The sequence below is a fragment of the Serratia sarumanii genome (assembly GCF_029962605.1).
Lineage (GTDB): Bacteria > Pseudomonadota > Gammaproteobacteria > Enterobacterales > Enterobacteriaceae > Serratia > Serratia sarumanii.
Genome location: NZ_CP124750.1, coordinates 1,403,636 through 1,419,963, shown reverse-complemented (window position 1 = coordinate 1,419,963; position 16,328 = coordinate 1,403,636). Strand labels below are relative to the sequence as shown.

The 16,328-nt window shown below is 64.6% G+C and carries 11 protein-coding genes; all 11 read right to left on the bottom strand.

Translation table 11 applies throughout. The features are described from left to right. Positions 1 to 12: 12 nt before the first annotated feature. The 11 genes from urtD to phnE (SSARUM_RS06705) all read right to left on the bottom strand — a co-directional run bounded on the left by urtD (position 13) and on the right by phnE (SSARUM_RS06705) (position 16,311). Complete coding sequence (gene urtD, locus SSARUM_RS06755; protein WP_015377102.1) at positions 13 to 819, bottom strand: urea ABC transporter ATP-binding protein UrtD; 807 nt, start codon at positions 817 to 819, stop codon at positions 13 to 15. Continuing rightward, on the bottom strand, positions 816 to 1,892 hold the full coding sequence (gene urtC / locus SSARUM_RS06750; protein WP_016928582.1) for an urea ABC transporter permease subunit UrtC: 1,077 nt from the start codon (positions 1,890 to 1,892) through the stop codon (positions 816 to 818). Before urtC ends, urtD begins: the two co-directional genes overlap by 4 nt. Next, the gene (gene urtB, locus SSARUM_RS06745; RefSeq protein WP_282494456.1) at positions 1,892 to 3,472 is read right to left on the bottom strand and encodes an urea ABC transporter permease subunit UrtB; all 1,581 of its coding nucleotides are present in this window, start codon (positions 3,470 to 3,472) and stop codon (positions 1,892 to 1,894) included. The genes urtC and urtB overlap by 1 nt, the downstream gene beginning before the upstream one ends. Positions 3,473 to 3,528: 56 nt before the next feature. After that, positions 3,529 to 4,797: an urea ABC transporter substrate-binding protein gene (gene urtA, locus SSARUM_RS06740; protein WP_033653442.1), complete on the bottom strand. Its 1,269-nt coding sequence runs from the start codon at positions 4,795 to 4,797 to the stop codon at positions 3,529 to 3,531. Between the two features lie 35 nt (positions 4,798 to 4,832). Further along, positions 4,833 to 5,543, bottom strand: a complete 711-nt coding sequence (locus SSARUM_RS06735) for a GntR family transcriptional regulator (protein WP_033646979.1) — start codon at positions 5,541 to 5,543, stop codon at positions 4,833 to 4,835. Positions 5,544 to 5,557: 14 nt separating this feature from the next. Then, the gene (gene uca, locus SSARUM_RS06730; protein ID WP_060430586.1) at positions 5,558 to 9,178 is read right to left on the bottom strand and encodes an urea carboxylase; all 3,621 of its coding nucleotides are present in this window, start codon (positions 9,176 to 9,178) and stop codon (positions 5,558 to 5,560) included. A 2-nt stretch (positions 9,179 to 9,180) separates the two neighbouring features. Continuing rightward, complete coding sequence (atzF, locus tag SSARUM_RS06725; protein WP_060429739.1) at positions 9,181 to 11,010, bottom strand: allophanate hydrolase; 1,830 nt, start codon at positions 11,008 to 11,010, stop codon at positions 9,181 to 9,183. A gap of 223 nt (positions 11,011 to 11,233) precedes the next feature. After that, positions 11,234 to 13,801 (bottom strand): putative mucin/carbohydrate-binding domain-containing protein, encoded by a 2,568-nt coding sequence (locus tag SSARUM_RS06720; RefSeq protein ID WP_060429737.1) that lies wholly within the window; start codon positions 13,799 to 13,801, stop codon positions 11,234 to 11,236. A gap of 176 nt (positions 13,802 to 13,977) precedes the next feature. Further along, positions 13,978 to 14,442 carry a YehS family protein gene (locus tag SSARUM_RS06715; RefSeq protein ID WP_004939471.1) on the bottom strand — a complete coding sequence of 155 codons (465 nt, stop codon included), beginning with the start codon at positions 14,440 to 14,442 and terminating at the stop codon, positions 13,978 to 13,980. A gap of 109 nt (positions 14,443 to 14,551) precedes the next feature. Further along, entirely contained in the window at positions 14,552 to 15,451 is a 900-nt protein-coding gene (phnE, locus tag SSARUM_RS06710) for a phosphonate ABC transporter, permease protein PhnE (RefSeq protein WP_033637591.1), read from the bottom strand. Further along, positions 15,448 to 16,311, bottom strand: coding sequence for a phosphonate ABC transporter, permease protein PhnE (phnE, locus tag SSARUM_RS06705; protein ID WP_019454695.1), 864 nt, complete (start codon positions 16,309 to 16,311; stop codon positions 15,448 to 15,450). The genes phnE (SSARUM_RS06710) and phnE (SSARUM_RS06705) overlap by 4 nt, the downstream gene beginning before the upstream one ends. Between the last annotated feature and the right edge of the window lie 17 nt (positions 16,312 to 16,328).

Genomic DNA, 16,328 nt, shown 5'->3' with positions numbered 1-16,328 from the left:
CGTTACGCCTCCTCAGCGCCCCAGATATACCTCAATCACCCGTTCATCGGCCTGCACCTGCGCCAGCGATCCTTCCGCCAGCACCTGCCCCTGGTGCAGCACCGTCACGCGATCGGCGATGGTTTCCACAAACCCCATATCGTGCTCCACCACCATCAGCGAATGCTTGCCCGCCAGCTCGCGGAACAGTTCGGCGGTGTAGTCGGTTTCGGCGTCGGTCATGCCGGCCGCCGGCTCGTCGAGCAGCAGCAGGTGCGGCTCCTGCACCAGCAGCATGCCGATCTCGAGAAACTGTTTCTGCCCGTGTGACAGCAGCCCGGCGGGCCGGTGGCGTTCATGCCCCAGCCGCAGGGTCTTCAGCATCTCGTCGATGCGGTCGCGCTGTTCGCTGCTCAGGCGGGCGCGCAGGCAGGCCCACACCGACTTGCGGGTTTTCTGCGCGATCTCCAGATTTTCGAACACCGTCAGCGCCTCGAACACCGTCGGTTTTTGAAACTTGCGGCCGATGCCGGCGTGGGCGATCTGCATCGGCGCCAGCCGGGTCAGATCGACGGTCTGATCGTAAAACACCCTGCCGCTGTCCGGCCGGGTCTTGCCGGTGATCACATCCATCAGCGTGGTCTTGCCGGCGCCGTTGGGGCCGATCACGCAGCGCAGTTCGCCGACGCCAATGCGCAGCGACAGATCGGTCAGCGCGCGAAAACCGTCGAAGCTGACGTTGACGTTGTCGAGCTGCAGCACCGGATCGGTTTGCTGCCGGTATTTGTCCGCCGGCAGCGGATGGGTAAACAGTTCGTCGGTCACTTGCATCGCCTTCATGAGGTTTTCCTCCGACGCAGCAGGCCAATCACGCCTTTCGGGAGAAATAGTGTGACGACGATAAACATCAGGCCGAGGAAAAACTGCCAGTATTCGGGAATGGCCATGGTGAACCAGCTCTTGGCGCCGTTGACGATGCCGGCGCCGAGCAGCGGCCCCACCAGCGTGCCGCGCCCGCCGAGGGCTACCCAGATCGCGGCCTCGATCGAGTTGGTCGGCGACATTTCGCCGGGGTTGATGATGCCGACCTGCGGCACATAGAGCGCGCCGGCCAGCCCGCACAGCACCGCCGACAGCGTCCAGACGAACAGCTTGAAGCCCTTCGGATCGTAGCCGCAGAAGGTCAGGCGGTTTTCCGCATCGCGCACTGCGGTCAGCACCCGACCGAACTTGCTGCGCGCCAGCGCAAAGCCGATGGCCAGGCTGGCGGCCAGCAGCAGCACCGTCGCCAGGAACAGCGCCACCCGCGTGCCGGCGGCGGTGATGGGAAAGCCGAGCAGCGTGGTGAAACCGGTAAAGCCGTTATTGCCGCCGAAGCCGGTCTCGTTGCGAAAGAACAGCAGCATGCCGGCATAGGTCAGCGCCTGGGTCATGATCGAGAAATACACCCCTTTAATTTTCGAGCGAAAGGCGAAGTAGCCGAACAGGAAGGCCAGCAGGCCCGGCACCAGTACGATCAGGCACAGCGCCCAGGCGAAATGCTGGGTGCCGCTCCAGAACCACGGCAGCTCATTCCAGGAGAGGAACGCCATAAACGCCGGCAGCCCGTCGCCCGCCGCCTGCCGCATCAGGTACATGCCCATAGCGTAGCCGCCGAGCGCGAAGAACAGCCCGTGGCCGAGCGACAGCAGCCCGGCATAGCCCCACACCAGATCGAGCGCCACCGCCACCACCGCATAGCACAGGATCTTGCCCGCCAGCGTCAGGGTATAGGTGGACACCGCCAGCGGATGATCCGCCGGCAACAGCGTCATGAACGGCATCACCAGCAGCGCCAGCAACGCCAGCCCGCCGATGCTCAACGCCAGCCGGGGCGCTTTCTGCACGCCGGTTACGGTCAATGGTTGGCTCATCAGTCAATCACCCTGCCCTTGAGGGCGAACAGCCCCTGCGGGCGCTTTTGAATAAACAGAACGATCAGCACCAGGATCAGGATCTTGCCCAACACGGCGCCGATCTGCGGCTCGAGGATCTTGTTGACGATGCCGAGGCCGAAAGCCGCCGCCACCGTCCCCGCCAGCTGGCCGACGCCGCCGAGCACCACCACCAGGAACGAATCGATGATGTAACCTTGCCCCAGCTCCGGCCCGACGTTGCCCAACTGCGACAGCGCCACCCCGCCGAGCCCGGCGATGCCGGATCCCAGCCCGAAGGCCAGCATGTCCACCCGACCGGTGGGCACGCCGCAGCAGGCCGCCATCGCGCGGTTTTGCGTCACCGCGCGCACGTTCATGCCGAGCCGGGTCTTGTTCAGCAGCAGCCAGGTCAGCGCCAGCACCAACAGCACGAATGCGATCACCGCGATGCGGTTCCACGGCAGCACCAGGTTCGGCAGCAGCTGCACGCCGCCCGACAGCCACGCCGGGTTGGCGACCTCGACGTTCTGCGCCCCGAACAGCACCCGCACCAGTTGGATCAGCACCAGGCTGATGCCCCAGGTGGCCAGCAGGGTTTCCAGCGGCCGGCCATACAGGTGGCGGATCACCGTGCGCTCCAGCAGCATGCCGATCCCGGCGGTGATGGCGAACGCCACCGGCAGCGCCGCCAGCGGGTAGAGCGCCAGCCACTGCGGCGCAAACTGCTGAAACAGCCCCTGCACCAGGTAAGCGGAATAGGCGCCGAGCATCAGCATTTCGCCGTGCGCCATATTGATGACGCCGAGCAGGCCGTAGGTGATCGCCAGCCCGAGCGCCGCCAGCAGCAGGATCGAGCCGAGCGACAGGCCGCTGAACGCCTGGCCGAGCAGATCGCCGATCATCAGGCGATGCTGCACCCGCTGCAGGCTGCGTTGCGCCTCGGCGCGCACCGCGGCGTCCGGCTCGTGAGCGGCGTCGGTCAACGCCTGCAGCCGCGCGCGGGTTTCCGGCTCGCCCGATTCCCCCAGCAGCCGCACCGCATTGAAGCGCACCTGCGGGCTGGCGTCGGTCAATTGCAGGTTCGCCAGCGCAATGCTCAGCGCGTCGCGTACCTGCAGGTCTTTCTCCTGCGCCAGCCGCCGGGTCAACAGCGGCAACTGCTCGCCCTGCGCTTCGCGCTGCAGCGCGGTCGCCGCCTGCAGCCGCACCGCCGCGTCCGCGCTGACCAGCCGCTGCGCCGACAACGCGTTGGCGATCAGAATGCGCAGCCGGTTGTTCAGCCACACCTTCTTCGGTTCGCCAACCGGGGCCGCCTCAGCTTCAAGCGGCAGATAGCGGTCGCCCTGGCGGATAAAGGCGCGCTTCGCCTCGTCGATCGCCACGGTTTCCTGCTGCAGCCCCTGCAGCAACGGCAGGCGAGCGGCGTCCGGCTCGGCCGCCCACGCCTGCAGCAGTTTGGCCTGCTGCGCGCGATTGGCCGCCGCGAACTCATCGGCCGGCCCGGCCTGCGCCAGCAGGGGCCAGGCGCACAACAGCCACAGCCCGACGCGCAAAAAGGATAAAAACGGAGATTGCATCAGCTGCCTCTTCTGTTGGGCCGGCGCGCGTCGAGCCGCGCCGGCGCTGAGTGACGTTACTTGCCGCCTTTCACCGGGTAATCCGGTTTTTTGTCGTTACCGGCGATATAGGGACTCCACGGCTGCGCGCGCACCGGCGCTTCGGTTTGCCACACCACGTTGAACTGCCCGTTGCCCTCGATTTCGCCAATCATCACCGGTTTGTGCAGGTGGTGATTGGTCTTGTCCATGGTCAGCGTGAAGCCCGACGGCGCGGCGAAGGTTTGCCCGGCCATCGCGGCGCGCACCTTATCGACGTCGGTGGTACCGGCCTTTTCCACCGCCTGCGCCCACATGTGGAGGCCGACGTAGGTGGCCTCCATCGGATCGTTGGTCACCGCGGTGGCGTAATTCGGCAGATTGTGCGCCTTGGCGTAGGCTTTCCACTGGCTGACAAACTGTTTGTTGGTCGGGTTATCCAGCGATTCGAAGTAGTTCCAGGCCGCCAGGTTGCCCACCAGCGGTTTGGTGTCGATGCCGCGCAGCTCCTCCTCGCCGACCGAGAAGGCGATCACCGGCACGTCGGTGGCCTTGACGCCCTGGTTGGCGAGTTCTTTGTAGAACGGCACGTTGGAATCGCCGTTGATGGTGGAGATCACCGCGGTGTTGCCGCCGGCGGCGAACTTCTTGATGTTGGCGACGATGGTCTGGTAATCGCTGTAGCCGAACGGCGTATAGACCTCTTCGATATCCTTGTCCTGCACGCCTTTGCTGTGCAGGAAGGCGCGCAGGATCTTGTTGGTGGTGCGCGGATAGACGTAATCGGTGCCCAGCAGGAAGAAGCGCTTGGCGCCGCCGCCGTCCTCGCTCAGCAGGTATTCCACCGCCGGGATCGCCTGCTGGTTCGGCGCCGCGCCGGTGTAGAAGACGTTCGGCGACATCTCTTCGCCTTCGTATTGCACCGGGTAGAACAGCAGTCCGTTCAGCTCCTCAAACACCGGCAGCACCGACTTGCGCGACACCGAGGTCCAGCAGCCGAACACCGCCGCCACCTTGTCCTGGCTCAGCAGCTGGCGCGCCTTTTCGGCGAACAGCGGCCAGTTGGAGGCCGGATCCACCACCACCGGCTCCAGCTTTTTGCCGAGCACCCCGCCTTTGGCGTTGATCTCGTCGATGGTCATCAGCGCCACATCCTTCAGCGGCGTCTCGGAAATCGCCATGGTGCCGGAGAGCGAACTCAGAATGCCGACCTTGATGGTGTCGGCGGCCTGCGCGCTCCAGGCCAGGCCCAGGCCGAGCGCGGCGGCGGACAGCGCAAAAGCTTTGATAAAACGACGACGTTGCATAGTTCAAACTCCTGATGTGTGTGAAATCAAAATCGTTACGCCGAGCGCGCCGGCTGCTGGGCCCGCGCCTGGTGCAACATGTGCAGCGTTATTTTTCGTACCTCTGCCTTGCTGACGGCGATATGCTCGCCGAGCAGCGCTTGCGCCACCCCGCTTTGCCGCTGCAGGATCGCCTGCAAAATGGCGGCGTGTTCGCGGTAGGTGGCGTCCACCCGCGCCTGCTGGGTGAAATCCAATCGGCGAATGATGCGGATCTTTTCGGTCAGCTCGCGGTGGATGCGCGCCATTTCGCCGTTGCCCGCCGCGGCTACCAACGCCTGATGAAACTGCTCGTCGTGCTGCGACACCACCTGGCCGTCCGCCAGACGCGGCGCTTCGGTCCAAAAACGGTTCAGCGCCGCCAGCGCGGCCGGCGTTTCCCCGGCCGGCCATTCGCACAGCCGTTTCACCGCCTCTTGTTCCAGCACGATGCGCAGGTCGTACAGCTCTTCGAAGTAGGCAAAATCGAACGGCCGCACCTGCCAGCCGCTGCGAAACAGCACCTCGACATAGCCTTCGCGCTCGAGTCGAAACAGCGCCTGACGCACCGGCGTGCGGCTGGCCGCCATGCGCTGCGCCACGTCGCTTTCGCTGAAGCGATCGCCCGGCAGCAGGCGAAACTCGAAGATGTCGGCCTTGAGCTGCAGATAAATGCGCTCCGCCAGCCCCTCCGGCCGCGCCTTGTGCTCTCCGTTGGTGATTTGCATCCTCGCCCCTCCGTTCAGATCGCTTTTTCCAGCCACAGCAGGGCGTCGCCCGGCCCGACCGGCCGCCCCTGCCGGCAGCTGATGCGTTTGACGATCCCGGCGCGCGGCGCGGTGACCGCCAATTCCATCTTCATCGCCTCGACCACGATCAGCGGCTGCCCGGCCGCCACCGCCTGCCCCGGCTCCACCAGGATCTTCCACACGCTGCCGTTCAGATCGGCGCTGACCAGATCGCCGTCGATCACGTCTTCTTCAACCGGCGGCAACAGCTGCGCCTCGGCCTCGTCGTCATCGCTGCGCCAGCGCGCCACTTCGGCGCTGAACGCCTGCTGCTGGCGATGCTGGAAGTCGGCGATCGCCCCGGCGTTGTCGGCCAGGAAATCGGTGTAGGCGGCGAAGTCGAATTCGCTCTCTTCGATGCGCACCTGCATGCGCCCTTCGCGGAACGCTTCGCGCTGCTCGTCCAGTTCTTGCTCGCTGACCGGGTAGAAGCGCACCTGATCGAAGAAGCGCAGCAGCCAGGGTTCACCGGCGGTGAACTGCGGGTTTTTGAGGAATTTGTTCCAGATCGGCAGCGTGCGCCCCACCAGCTGGTAACCGCCCGGCGAATCCATGCCGTAGATGCACATGTACATGCCGCCGATGCCGACCGTCCCTTCGGCGGTGTGGGTGCGCGCCGGGTTGTATTTGGAGCTCAGCAGGCGATGGCGCGGATCGAGCGGCACCGCGCAGGGTGCGCCGAGGTAGACGTCTCCCAGCCCTAGGATCAGGTAGCTGGCGTCGAACAGGATGTCGCGCACCTGCTCGCGTCGGCTCAGGCCGTTGATACGCTGAATGAAATCGACGTTGTTCGGCAGCCAGGGCGCCGAAGCGCGCACCGTCTGCTGATAGCGATCGACCGCCCCCAGCGTGGCCGAATCCTCGAACGCCATCGGCAGCCAGACGGTGCGCGTCGGCACCTTCAGGCGGCTGACGTCCCCCAGCGCCCGTTCGCGCGCCAGCAGGCGCTGCAGCAGATCGGCCTGACTTATCAGCCGGCTGTCGTAGCGGATCTGCAGCGAACGCACGCCCGGCGCCAGCTCCGCCACGCCCGGTATCGCCTCCTGCCGCAGCGACTGCATCAGCAGATGAATGCGCAGCCGCAGCGCCAGATCGAGCACGTTGTCGCCATACTCCATCAGGATGTAGCCGTCTCCCGCCTGGCGATACGCCACCGCCGGGCGCCCTTCCGCCGCTGGCAGCGCCGCCAGCACCGCGGCGGAAACGGTATCCGCCGGGGCCAGATCCGGCGGCGGCAGGGTGATGGCCTTCACCGCCGCCAGCGCTTCGATGCTGCCGAGCTGCGCCTGTTCCAGCGACTGCGCCTGGCGAAAACCGATCGGATGGAACCGGATGCGGTCGCCCGGCTTCACCTGCCCCACTTTCCACAGCTCGGCCTTGGCGATGGTCACCGGGCAGACGAAGCCGCCGAGGCTCGGCCCGTCGCGGGTCAGGATCACCGGGAAGTCGCCGGTGAAATTGATCGCGCCGATGGCGTACTCGCAGTCGTGCACATTGGAAGGATGCAAACCGGCTTCGCCGCCGTCCTCTCTCGCCCACTCGGGCTTCGGACCCGACAGGCGCACGCCGAGGCGATTGGAGTTGTAATGCACCTGCCAGTCGGTGGCGAAGAAGGCGTCTATCGATTCGGCGGTGAAAAAGTCCGGCGCGCCGTGCGGCCCGTACAGCACGCCGATGTGCCACTGGTCGCCGTAGTGCGGGATCAGGCTGTCGTCCATCGCCTGCGGCGCGGCGATCGGCGCCGGCGTGGTGCTGGCGGCCAATTCCGGTTGAGCGATCGCCAGCATGTCCGCCACGCGCAAGGTGCGCCCGGCGTGGCCGCCGAACTGGCCGAGCGCGAAGGTGGAACGGCTGCCGAGATACACCGGCACGTCGAAGCCGTTGCGTACCGCCAGATAGGTGCGGCAACCGTGCGTGGCGCGCCCCAGCGTCAGCACCTGCCCGGCCCGCACCGCGATCGGGCGCCAGTAGGCGACCGCTTCGCCGTCCAGATCGGCCGGGCAGCTGGCACCCGTCAGCGCGATGGTGGCGTCGCAGTGAAAGCGCAGCGTCGGCCCCTGCAGGGTGAACTCCAGCCCGGCGGCCGCCGGGTGGTTGCCGACGATGCGGTTGGCCAGCCGGAACGCGAAGTCGTCCATCGGGCCGGACGGCGGCACGCCGATGTCCCAATAGCCGAGGCGGCCGGGATAGTCCTGCACGCTGCTGTAGGTGCCGGGTTGCAGCACTTCGAGGCAGTGCGGCTGGTAATGCAAATCGTCCAGCAGGCGCGTCCAAACGTCGCCGCGCTGAAATTGCGGCGTGGCGATCACCTGCCGCAGATAATCGAGGTTGGTGGCGATGCCGTGCAAACGGGTCGCCGCCAGCGCCACGCGCAGTTTTTCCAGCGCCTGCGCGCGGTCAGCGCCGTGTACGATCAGCTTGGCGATCATCGGGTCGTAAAACGCCGAGACTTCGCTGCCGGTCGCCACCCAACCGTCGAGGCGCACGTCGGCGGGGAAATGCACCTCGGTCAGCACGCCGGGGCTGGGCTGGAAGTTCTTCAGCGGATCTTCGGCATAGAGGCGCACTTCGATCGCCGCGCCCTGCGGCGCGCGTTGCAACGCCGCCCAATCCAGCGCATCGCCCGCCGCCACCTGCAGCATGCATGCGATCAGATCCAGGCCAGTGACCATCTCGGTGACCGGGTGCTCGACCTGTAAGCGGGTGTTCACTTCGAGGAAGTAAAACTCGTCACGCGCGGCGTCGTAAATAAATTCCACGGTGCCGGCGCTGCGATAGTTCACCGACTCGCCCAGCGCCACCGCCGCCCGCTGCAGCGCCTGGCGGGTCGCCGCCGGCAGGTGTGGCGCCGGGGTTTCCTCCACCACTTTTTGGTTGCGGCGCTGCAGCGAGCAGTCGCGCTCGCCGAGCGCCGCCACCCGCCCCTGGCCGTCGCCGAAAATCTGCACCTCGACGTGACGCGCCCGATCGACGAAGCGTTCGATAAAGGCGCCGGCGTCGCGGAAGAACTGCTCTCCCAGCCGTTTGACGCTGTCGTAAGCCTCGCGCAGCGCCGCCTCGTCGTCACAGCGCGTCAGGCCGATGCCGCCGCCGCCGGCGGTGCTTTTCAGCATCACCGGGTAGCCGATGCGCGCGGCGGCGGCAACCGCCTGCTCCACGCTCTCCAGCAAGCCGGTGCCCGGCGTCATCGGCACCCCGGCCAACGCCGCCAGCTCGCGCGCCCGGTGCTTGAGACCGAACTCGCGCATCTGCGCCGCCGTCGGGCCGATAAAGGCGATGCCCGCCGCCTCGCAGGCGTCGGCAAACTCGGCGCTCTCGGACAAAAAGCCGTAGCCGGGGTAGATCGCCTGCGCGCCGGTGGCTGCCGCCGCCGCAAGGATCTTGTCGATGCTCAGGTAGCTGTCGGCGGCCTTGTCGCCGCCGAGCGCCACCGCCCTGTCGGCTTCGGTGACGTGCGGCGCATTGCGGTCGGCGTCGGAATAAACCGCCACGCTGGTGACGCCCAGGCGTTTCAGGGTGCGAATGGCGCGGCAGGCGATTTCGCCGCGGTTAGCGATCAGTACGGTAGTAAACATGTTCATGCCCCCTTAACGCCGGCGAGATAGTCGCGCCAGCCGCCAAACTCGGTAATATCCGTGGCGCCTTCCAGCGCCCAGGCTTCGCAGATAAACCCCTTCACCCGCCGGCCGTCCGCCAGCAGCAGCGTGCCGATACCCAAGGGCGCCGGAATTTCCGCCACAAACTCGCCGAAACGGGCCAGCGGGATGTCCCATAGCTCAAGACGGATCGCCGCTCCCTGCGCCACGCGCGCCAGCCCCGGCTTCGGCGGCTCGGTATCAGCCAGCGCGTAGAGGCGGTAACAGGGGGCGGTGACGGTTTGCTCCACCCGCACCGCGTCGCGCTGCGTCAGCTGGACGTTGAGCGGCATACCGCTGAGGTGAGCGCCCACTACCGCCAGACGCACATGTCCCGCAGACGGGGCCGGTGTGGGCTGCGGCGGCAATGCCCGGCCGGTAGCCCCGAGCGGTAAGGCGCTTTGCCGTTGCCAGCGCAGGCCAAACGCCGCCAGCGCCCGGTCATGCCAGGCGGGCGCAATCAGGGTGATGCCCGCCGGCAGCCCGTCTTCGCGCAGCGGCCCCGGCAGCGCCAGTGCGCTCAGATCGGCCAGGTTGGTGAAATTGGTGTAAGTGCCAAACTGCGAATTGAACAGCACCGGCTCCTGCGCCATCTCCGCCAGGGTGCGAATAGTGGGCGCGGTCGGCACCACCAGCGCGTCGAACGGCGCCAGCCGCTGGGCGATCTGCCGCGCCAGCTCGGCGCGCAGGTATTCCGCCTTGTAGGCGTCGCAGGCGCTGTAGCCCAGGCCGTTGCCGACGATGCCGCGCACCACCGGATCGATAGCCTGCGGGTTCGCTTCCAGCATCTGCTCAATCGCCACGGTGCGCTCCGCCACCCAGGGGCCGTAATACAGCTGCTCCGCCAGGGTGCGAAACGGCGCGAAATCGAGGGGTTCCAACGTGGCGCCGCCCGCCTGCAGCTGCGCCAGCGCGCGGTGAAACGCCCGCTCGGCCTGCACGTCACCGAAAAACTCCAGCTGGGCGGGAACGGCAAAACGCGGCGCGGCGGGGATATCCGCCGGCGCGGTATGCGGATCGGGGCGGGAATACGGATCTGCTTCGTCAAAGCCGCTCGCCAGTTCCGCCATCTGCGCGGCATCGGCCACCGTCAGCGCGAAGACCGATACCGTATCGTTCAACCGGCAGGCCGGCACCACGCCGCGGTTGGACAACCGCCCTTTGGTCGGCTTCAGCCCGACGATGTTATTGAACCCGGCGGGCACGCGGCCCGAACCGGCGGTGTCGGTGCCCAGCGCGAACGGCACCAGGCCGCGCGCCACCACCGAGGCGGAGCCGGAGCTGGAGCCGCCGCTGACGTAGCGGCTGTCGAAGCTGTTGACCACTGCGCCATAGGGTGAGCGGGTGCCCACCAACCCGGTAGCGAACTGGTCGAGGTTGGTTTTACCGAGGGCGATCGCCCCGGCGGCGCGCAGGTTGGCGACCACGGTGGCGTCCGCCGCGGCCTGATAGGTGAACGCCGGGCAGGCGGCGCTGGTCGGCCAGCCGCCGACGTCGATATTGTCTTTGATGGCGAACGGCACGCCGAACAGCGGCAGGCGGCTGAGATCGCCGGCGACTGCTTCGAGCCTCTGTGCCAGTTGCCGATACTGCCGCTCGCGCTGCGCCGGGGTGGCGAGATACAGCCAGGCGTTGTCGTCTGAATCCAAATCGGCGACCAGCGCTTCGATCGTGGCGCTGACGCAGGCGAGGCGCTCGCCCGCCGGACGGGTTTGATAATGGTGCTGCCATTCACTGAGGGTAAAACCGCACGTTTCAACAGGGTCGCTCATCGGCTGAATTCCATCTGGTACACAAGATGGGATTCAACAGAGCAACCGGCGTGCCAATTTTTAATCTCATGATTTCAATAAATTATAATTAAAACTTATGACGACGGCGGCGAATGGGCTGCACCAGCGGCGCGCAGCGGCAGAACAAAAAGAGTGCAATAAGGGGATGATGCAGAGGAAAACCGGGGCGACGACGCTCGCCGCCCCGGGAGGGGGATGTGGATCAGTCGTTGATACGTTTCAAACCGATCGAGGTAATGCAGTAGGTCTGTTGCTTGCCCTTCTCCGCCAACCGCACGTGCTGCATCTCGTTGACGATCGCCAGACGGTTGTCCGGCTCTTCATGCCGCAGATGGATCACCTCACCGCCATAACCCGACAGCGGCAGCACCCAGGTTTTAGCCGGCTGATTTTGGCTGCCGATGACGTCGTAGCTGAGCAAGGTGTTACCGTCCGCATCCGTCACGCTGAGGAAGGCGTAGCTATCGGCAAAGTAGTGGTGAGCAATCCCCGCCGACAGCGTCACGGTCACGGTTTTCTTCACCAGATCGACGGCGCCGGTCAGAAACTGGCGATCGCCGATCCCTTTGCAAACCACGGTAAACGCATTGCCGACGTTAGCGTCCGGCGGCGTATTGTCGGCGGGCAGGCAATCCCGATAGGTCGCCAACAGCGACTCGCGCTGCGGCTCGGCGAAGGCGCCGATCGCCAGATAAATATCGTCCTTGAACGACGACGACGGCGCGTAGTAGGCCGGCAGCAGGCGGCGCAAACGCTGCGCCGCCTGTTCCAGGCGCGCCAGCAGCGCTTGTTCGGGATCGCCGGGCAACGCCGGATTTTTCAGCCCGCTTTTTTCGATACGCAGCACGTTGGTTTTGTTTTTGTTGTCGATGACGCCGGCCGCCGCCGGATTCAAGCGCACCCGGCTCGGCTCCACATGGTAAATCTCGATGTCATCACCCTCGGCAAACGGCAGTTCGTCGTGACTCAACGTAGCCTGAGTGCCCTGAATCTCCTTAGTGAAGCGCACCGCGCCCTGCCGATCGCGCAGCGTCACCCGGGCATAGGTTTCACCGGGGAAGTAGGAATGCGGCGTGGTACTGGTCACGTCAACCACCACTGCGCCCTTGGCGCGATCGACGACCACGGTGGCGAAGACCGCATCGCTCAGGCCCAACAGAGCGATCTCCTGTGAAACGATCGGCGAAGCGGCTTTGCGTTCGAAGCGAAGCGTTACCGCGTTTTTCCCCTGCTTCACCGTCAGGTAACCCGCCGTCGGCCGATATTTGCGATCCTTGCCGGTCGGTAAACGCAGGGTGTACACGCCGATCGGCAACGCATTCAGGGCCAGGGTCGGCGCGTCGATACGAACCTTGTAGGCATAGCGCGCCCCTTCCATCAGCACCAGATCCGCACCGTAGATCTGCGCAAAGTCATCGATATCCAGACTCAGGGCGACATCGCCTTTCAGGCCGCTCGCCTTGAGCTGACAGGAATCGACCAGCCGCAGGGAGGAATCCAGCTTCAGCTGTGCCTGCACCGCCGGCAAACTCTGCGCATCCACCAGTTGATAGAGCGGGTACACCGCCTTGGCGTGGCTGAACGCGTTGAGATCGCGCTGCGCTTGGGTGATCACGCCGCCGGTCAACTCGACGAACGGCGTCACGTCGATTTGCTCGCCGGCCGCGGCGAAGCTTGCCGACAGCAGATCCAGCAAGGCATGTTCGGACGGCACGAAGCCCGGCGTATTGCAGCTTTGGCGATACTGCTGGTTAAAGTGCGTGAAGGCGTTCTTGCCTGCCTTGTCGACCATCAGCATCGCGAAGAACAGCTTGGAGCGCAGATCCCACTGGTTGAGCGGCGTGCCCTGAGCGATCAGATCGACGATTTTCTTCTCGACGCCGGCCGCGTTGCCGTAGTTATACAGCCACCCTTCCTGGTATTTGCGCTCTCCCAGCATCACGTCCTGATAGCAAGCGGCGTAAATATTGTTCCACATCTCACCGGTGGAGAAATATTTGTCGCCCATAAAGTGCCCCTGATAGCCGTGCGCGATCTCATGCAGGCTACCCCAGTTGCTGTCTTTCGGCGTCAGCCAGAAGCTGCTGACCGAGTTGCTGGTTTCCGCCGTCCAGCGCCCGCCGTAATACGCGGCGCCGGCGCCGTGTTTATCGGCCTTCATAAAATAGCGGTTGCGAATATTGCGATCGGATTCGTGTTCAGCCTCGAACGAGACGCCAGTCAGCGCATTGTAGAAGGTGAAAATGCGGTCATAGTAGGCGATCAGTCCGTCGATGTTTTTCGCTTCGCCCAGCGACTTCAGCGCCGGTTTACTGATTTTCGGCACCAGCAATACCGCGTATTCCGCATCGACCAGCGCAAACTCGGCGTCCCGATCGTCCCAGCGGGCGAAGAATGCGGCTTCGTTTTCACCGCGGCGATAAACCGGCAGCGCTTTCGCCGTGTCCGGATACTCGAACTCCAGCGCCGGTTCGCCCTGCCCGTACGGCGTATCGATAAACGGCACCGAGACGGCATTGACCTGGGCCTCGACCCAGCTCGCGCCGACGCTGAATTCAGCCTCCGTTTTGCTGTCGTCATTCAGCAAGCGCAGCGTGAGCTTGCCGGTAAACGCCGCGTTGGTCTGCCGCACTCGCAGCACCTGCCCAGCGGCGAGAATGATGCCCAGGTGCTGGCGATCGTGATCGATACCTTTGCTCATGCCTGCCACATCCAGCCAGACCGGCCGGGTCAACGTGTAAAGTGATTGGGTTTTCGTGATGGTTGGCATCCTGCTTTCCTCATGGTTTGGGTGATTGAATTGACCATGAGAAAGTAACCGGGGGGCGGCCCGCCCACCATCGATGGCGGATGGCTGAGGGCCTGTACAACAACGGCGGGCGGGAGAGCGGCAATAAAAAAGGCGCAATCTTGCGATTGCGCCTGAGGCTCAGTGAACGCTGCGCGTTACTCGCCGCGAACGCGCTGCGCCAACCCTTTGAGGAAGTAGCGCAGCATCTGATCGCCACATGGGCGGTAGTTCTTGGTGCCTTCTTTGCGGAACAGCGCGCTCAGCTCCGGCTTGGAGATGCGGAAGTCCACCGCGGTGAAGATCTGGTGCATGTCGGTGTCTTTCAGCTCGAACGCCACGCGCAGCTTTTTCAGCACCAGGTTATTGGTGATCGGCAGCTCAACCGCCGGCGCCGGGAACTTGTCGTCCTTGCCGCGCTTGAAGAACACCAGGCCGTTGAGGAAGTGCGCCATCACTTCGTCCGGGCACTTCTCGTAGCCCGGCTCGCCTTCTTTGATCACGTAAGCGTCCATCGCCGACACCGCCACCTCGAAATCGTCCAGTTTGATAATCTCGACCATTTTGGCGTTGTTAATGCTCAGCATATAGCGCACGCTGCGCAGCACGTCGTTGTTCATCATGGGATTGCATTGCCTTTACTTGTCTAACGGGGACGTGCGCACATTGCGAAACGAAATGACTGCCACACACCTTGAATGTGCGGCAGTATAGGGATCGGCAAGGGGTTTCTCAATCGATTTGGCTTTTTTGCTGATACAGCGGGATGTCTTCGCCGATGATGTACTTGTTGCGCAGCATCGACGAGACCTTATCCATGATCATCACCACCACCACCAGAATCAGGGTGATGAACATCACCACGTCCCAGTTCCACAGCCGCATGTTTTCCGCGTACACCAGGCCGATGCCGCCGGCGCCGACGAAGCCCAGCACCGCCGCAGACCGGGTGTTAGACTCGATCTGGTACAGGCTGAGCGCCAGGAAGGTGGGGAACGATTGGGTGAAGATGCCGTAGCGGTGCTTCTGCAACCCGTTGGCGCCCACCGCCGTCAGGCCGCGGCTGGGGGACTTGTCCACCGCCTCGTGCCCTTCGGCGTACAGTTTGCCCAGCAGCCCGACGTCCTGCATCACGATCGCCAACACCCCGGCCAGCGGCCCCATGCCGACAGCGCGCACGAAGATCAGCCCCCAGATCGCCATGTCGATACCGCGCAGCACGTCCAGCAAGCGGCGCACCAGCACGGAGATCGGCCGCAGCAGCGGCGTCGACATCACGTTGCGCGCGGCGAAGAACGACAGCGGCAGCGCGATCAGCGACGCGGTGATGGTGCCGGCGAACACGATGGCGATGGTGATGCCGATCTGCTGGAAGTAGTACATGAACGGCCAGTTGACGAAGTCGTGCCAGACGAACATGCGCAGGAAATAGCGCCCCAGCTGCTGGCAGCCGTTGATAAACTGCGGCCAGGTAATGCCGAAGACCAGGAAGAAGAACACATAGTACAGCACGATCGCCAGCGCGATCAGGCCGACGGTGCGCAGGTAGCGCCCCTGCTGCGCGAAGATCGCCGGATGCTGTTGTTTCAACTGGCGCAGCGTTTCCGCCGACGCCGGAGTGCCCGCTATCATTTTGCCCCCTCCACCACGCGCTTACGCAGCTCGCCCGACACGTAGTCGAGCACGGAAACCACCACGATGATCAACAGCAGCGTCATGCTGACCTGATCGTAGCGGTCGAGTTTAATGTTGGTCATCAGCTCCTGGCCGATGCCGCCCGCGCCCACCAGCCCCAAAATGGTCGACTGACGGAAGTTGATCTCCAGCCGCATGAAGCTGTAGGAGAGAAACACCGGCTTCACCTGCGGCCACAGGCCGAAGCGCATGCGCTGCAGCGGCGTGGCGCCGCAGGCCGCCAGCCCGCGCACCGGTTTGTTGGAGGCGGTTTCGATCGATTCGTAGAACAGCTTGGTCAGGCTGCCGATGGTGTGCAGCGCCAGTGCCAGGAAGCCGGGAATGGCGCCGATGCCGAACGCCATCACGAACATCACCGCCCACGCCAGCTCCGGCATGGTGCGCAAAAACGCCACCAGCGTGCGGATCGCCAGCCGCACCGAGGCCGGGGTATAGGTGTTGCCGGCCGCCAGAAACGCCAGCACGGTCGCCACCAGCACAGAGAAAATGGTCGCCGCCAGCGCCAGCTGCAGGGTCTCCCAGATCAGCGGCAGCTGGATATTCAGGCGGTAACCCCAGTAGGCCAGTGAGCCTTCGGTGCGCCCGTCGGCGAACAGTAAATGCCAATGCAGCGTCGGAATGGTTTCGGCCAGGTAGTCGAAGAAGTGCGGAATAGACACCCAGACGGTGTGCAGGTTGAACTCGGCGAGGTTGCCGGCGCCCAGGTACAGCACCACCAGCCCGAGCGACCACAGCAGCGCTTCGCGCTTTTGCTTGCTGCGGATCCGTTGGTAATAGTGTGCGAAATCGGTATTCAAAAGAGGTCTTCCATCTT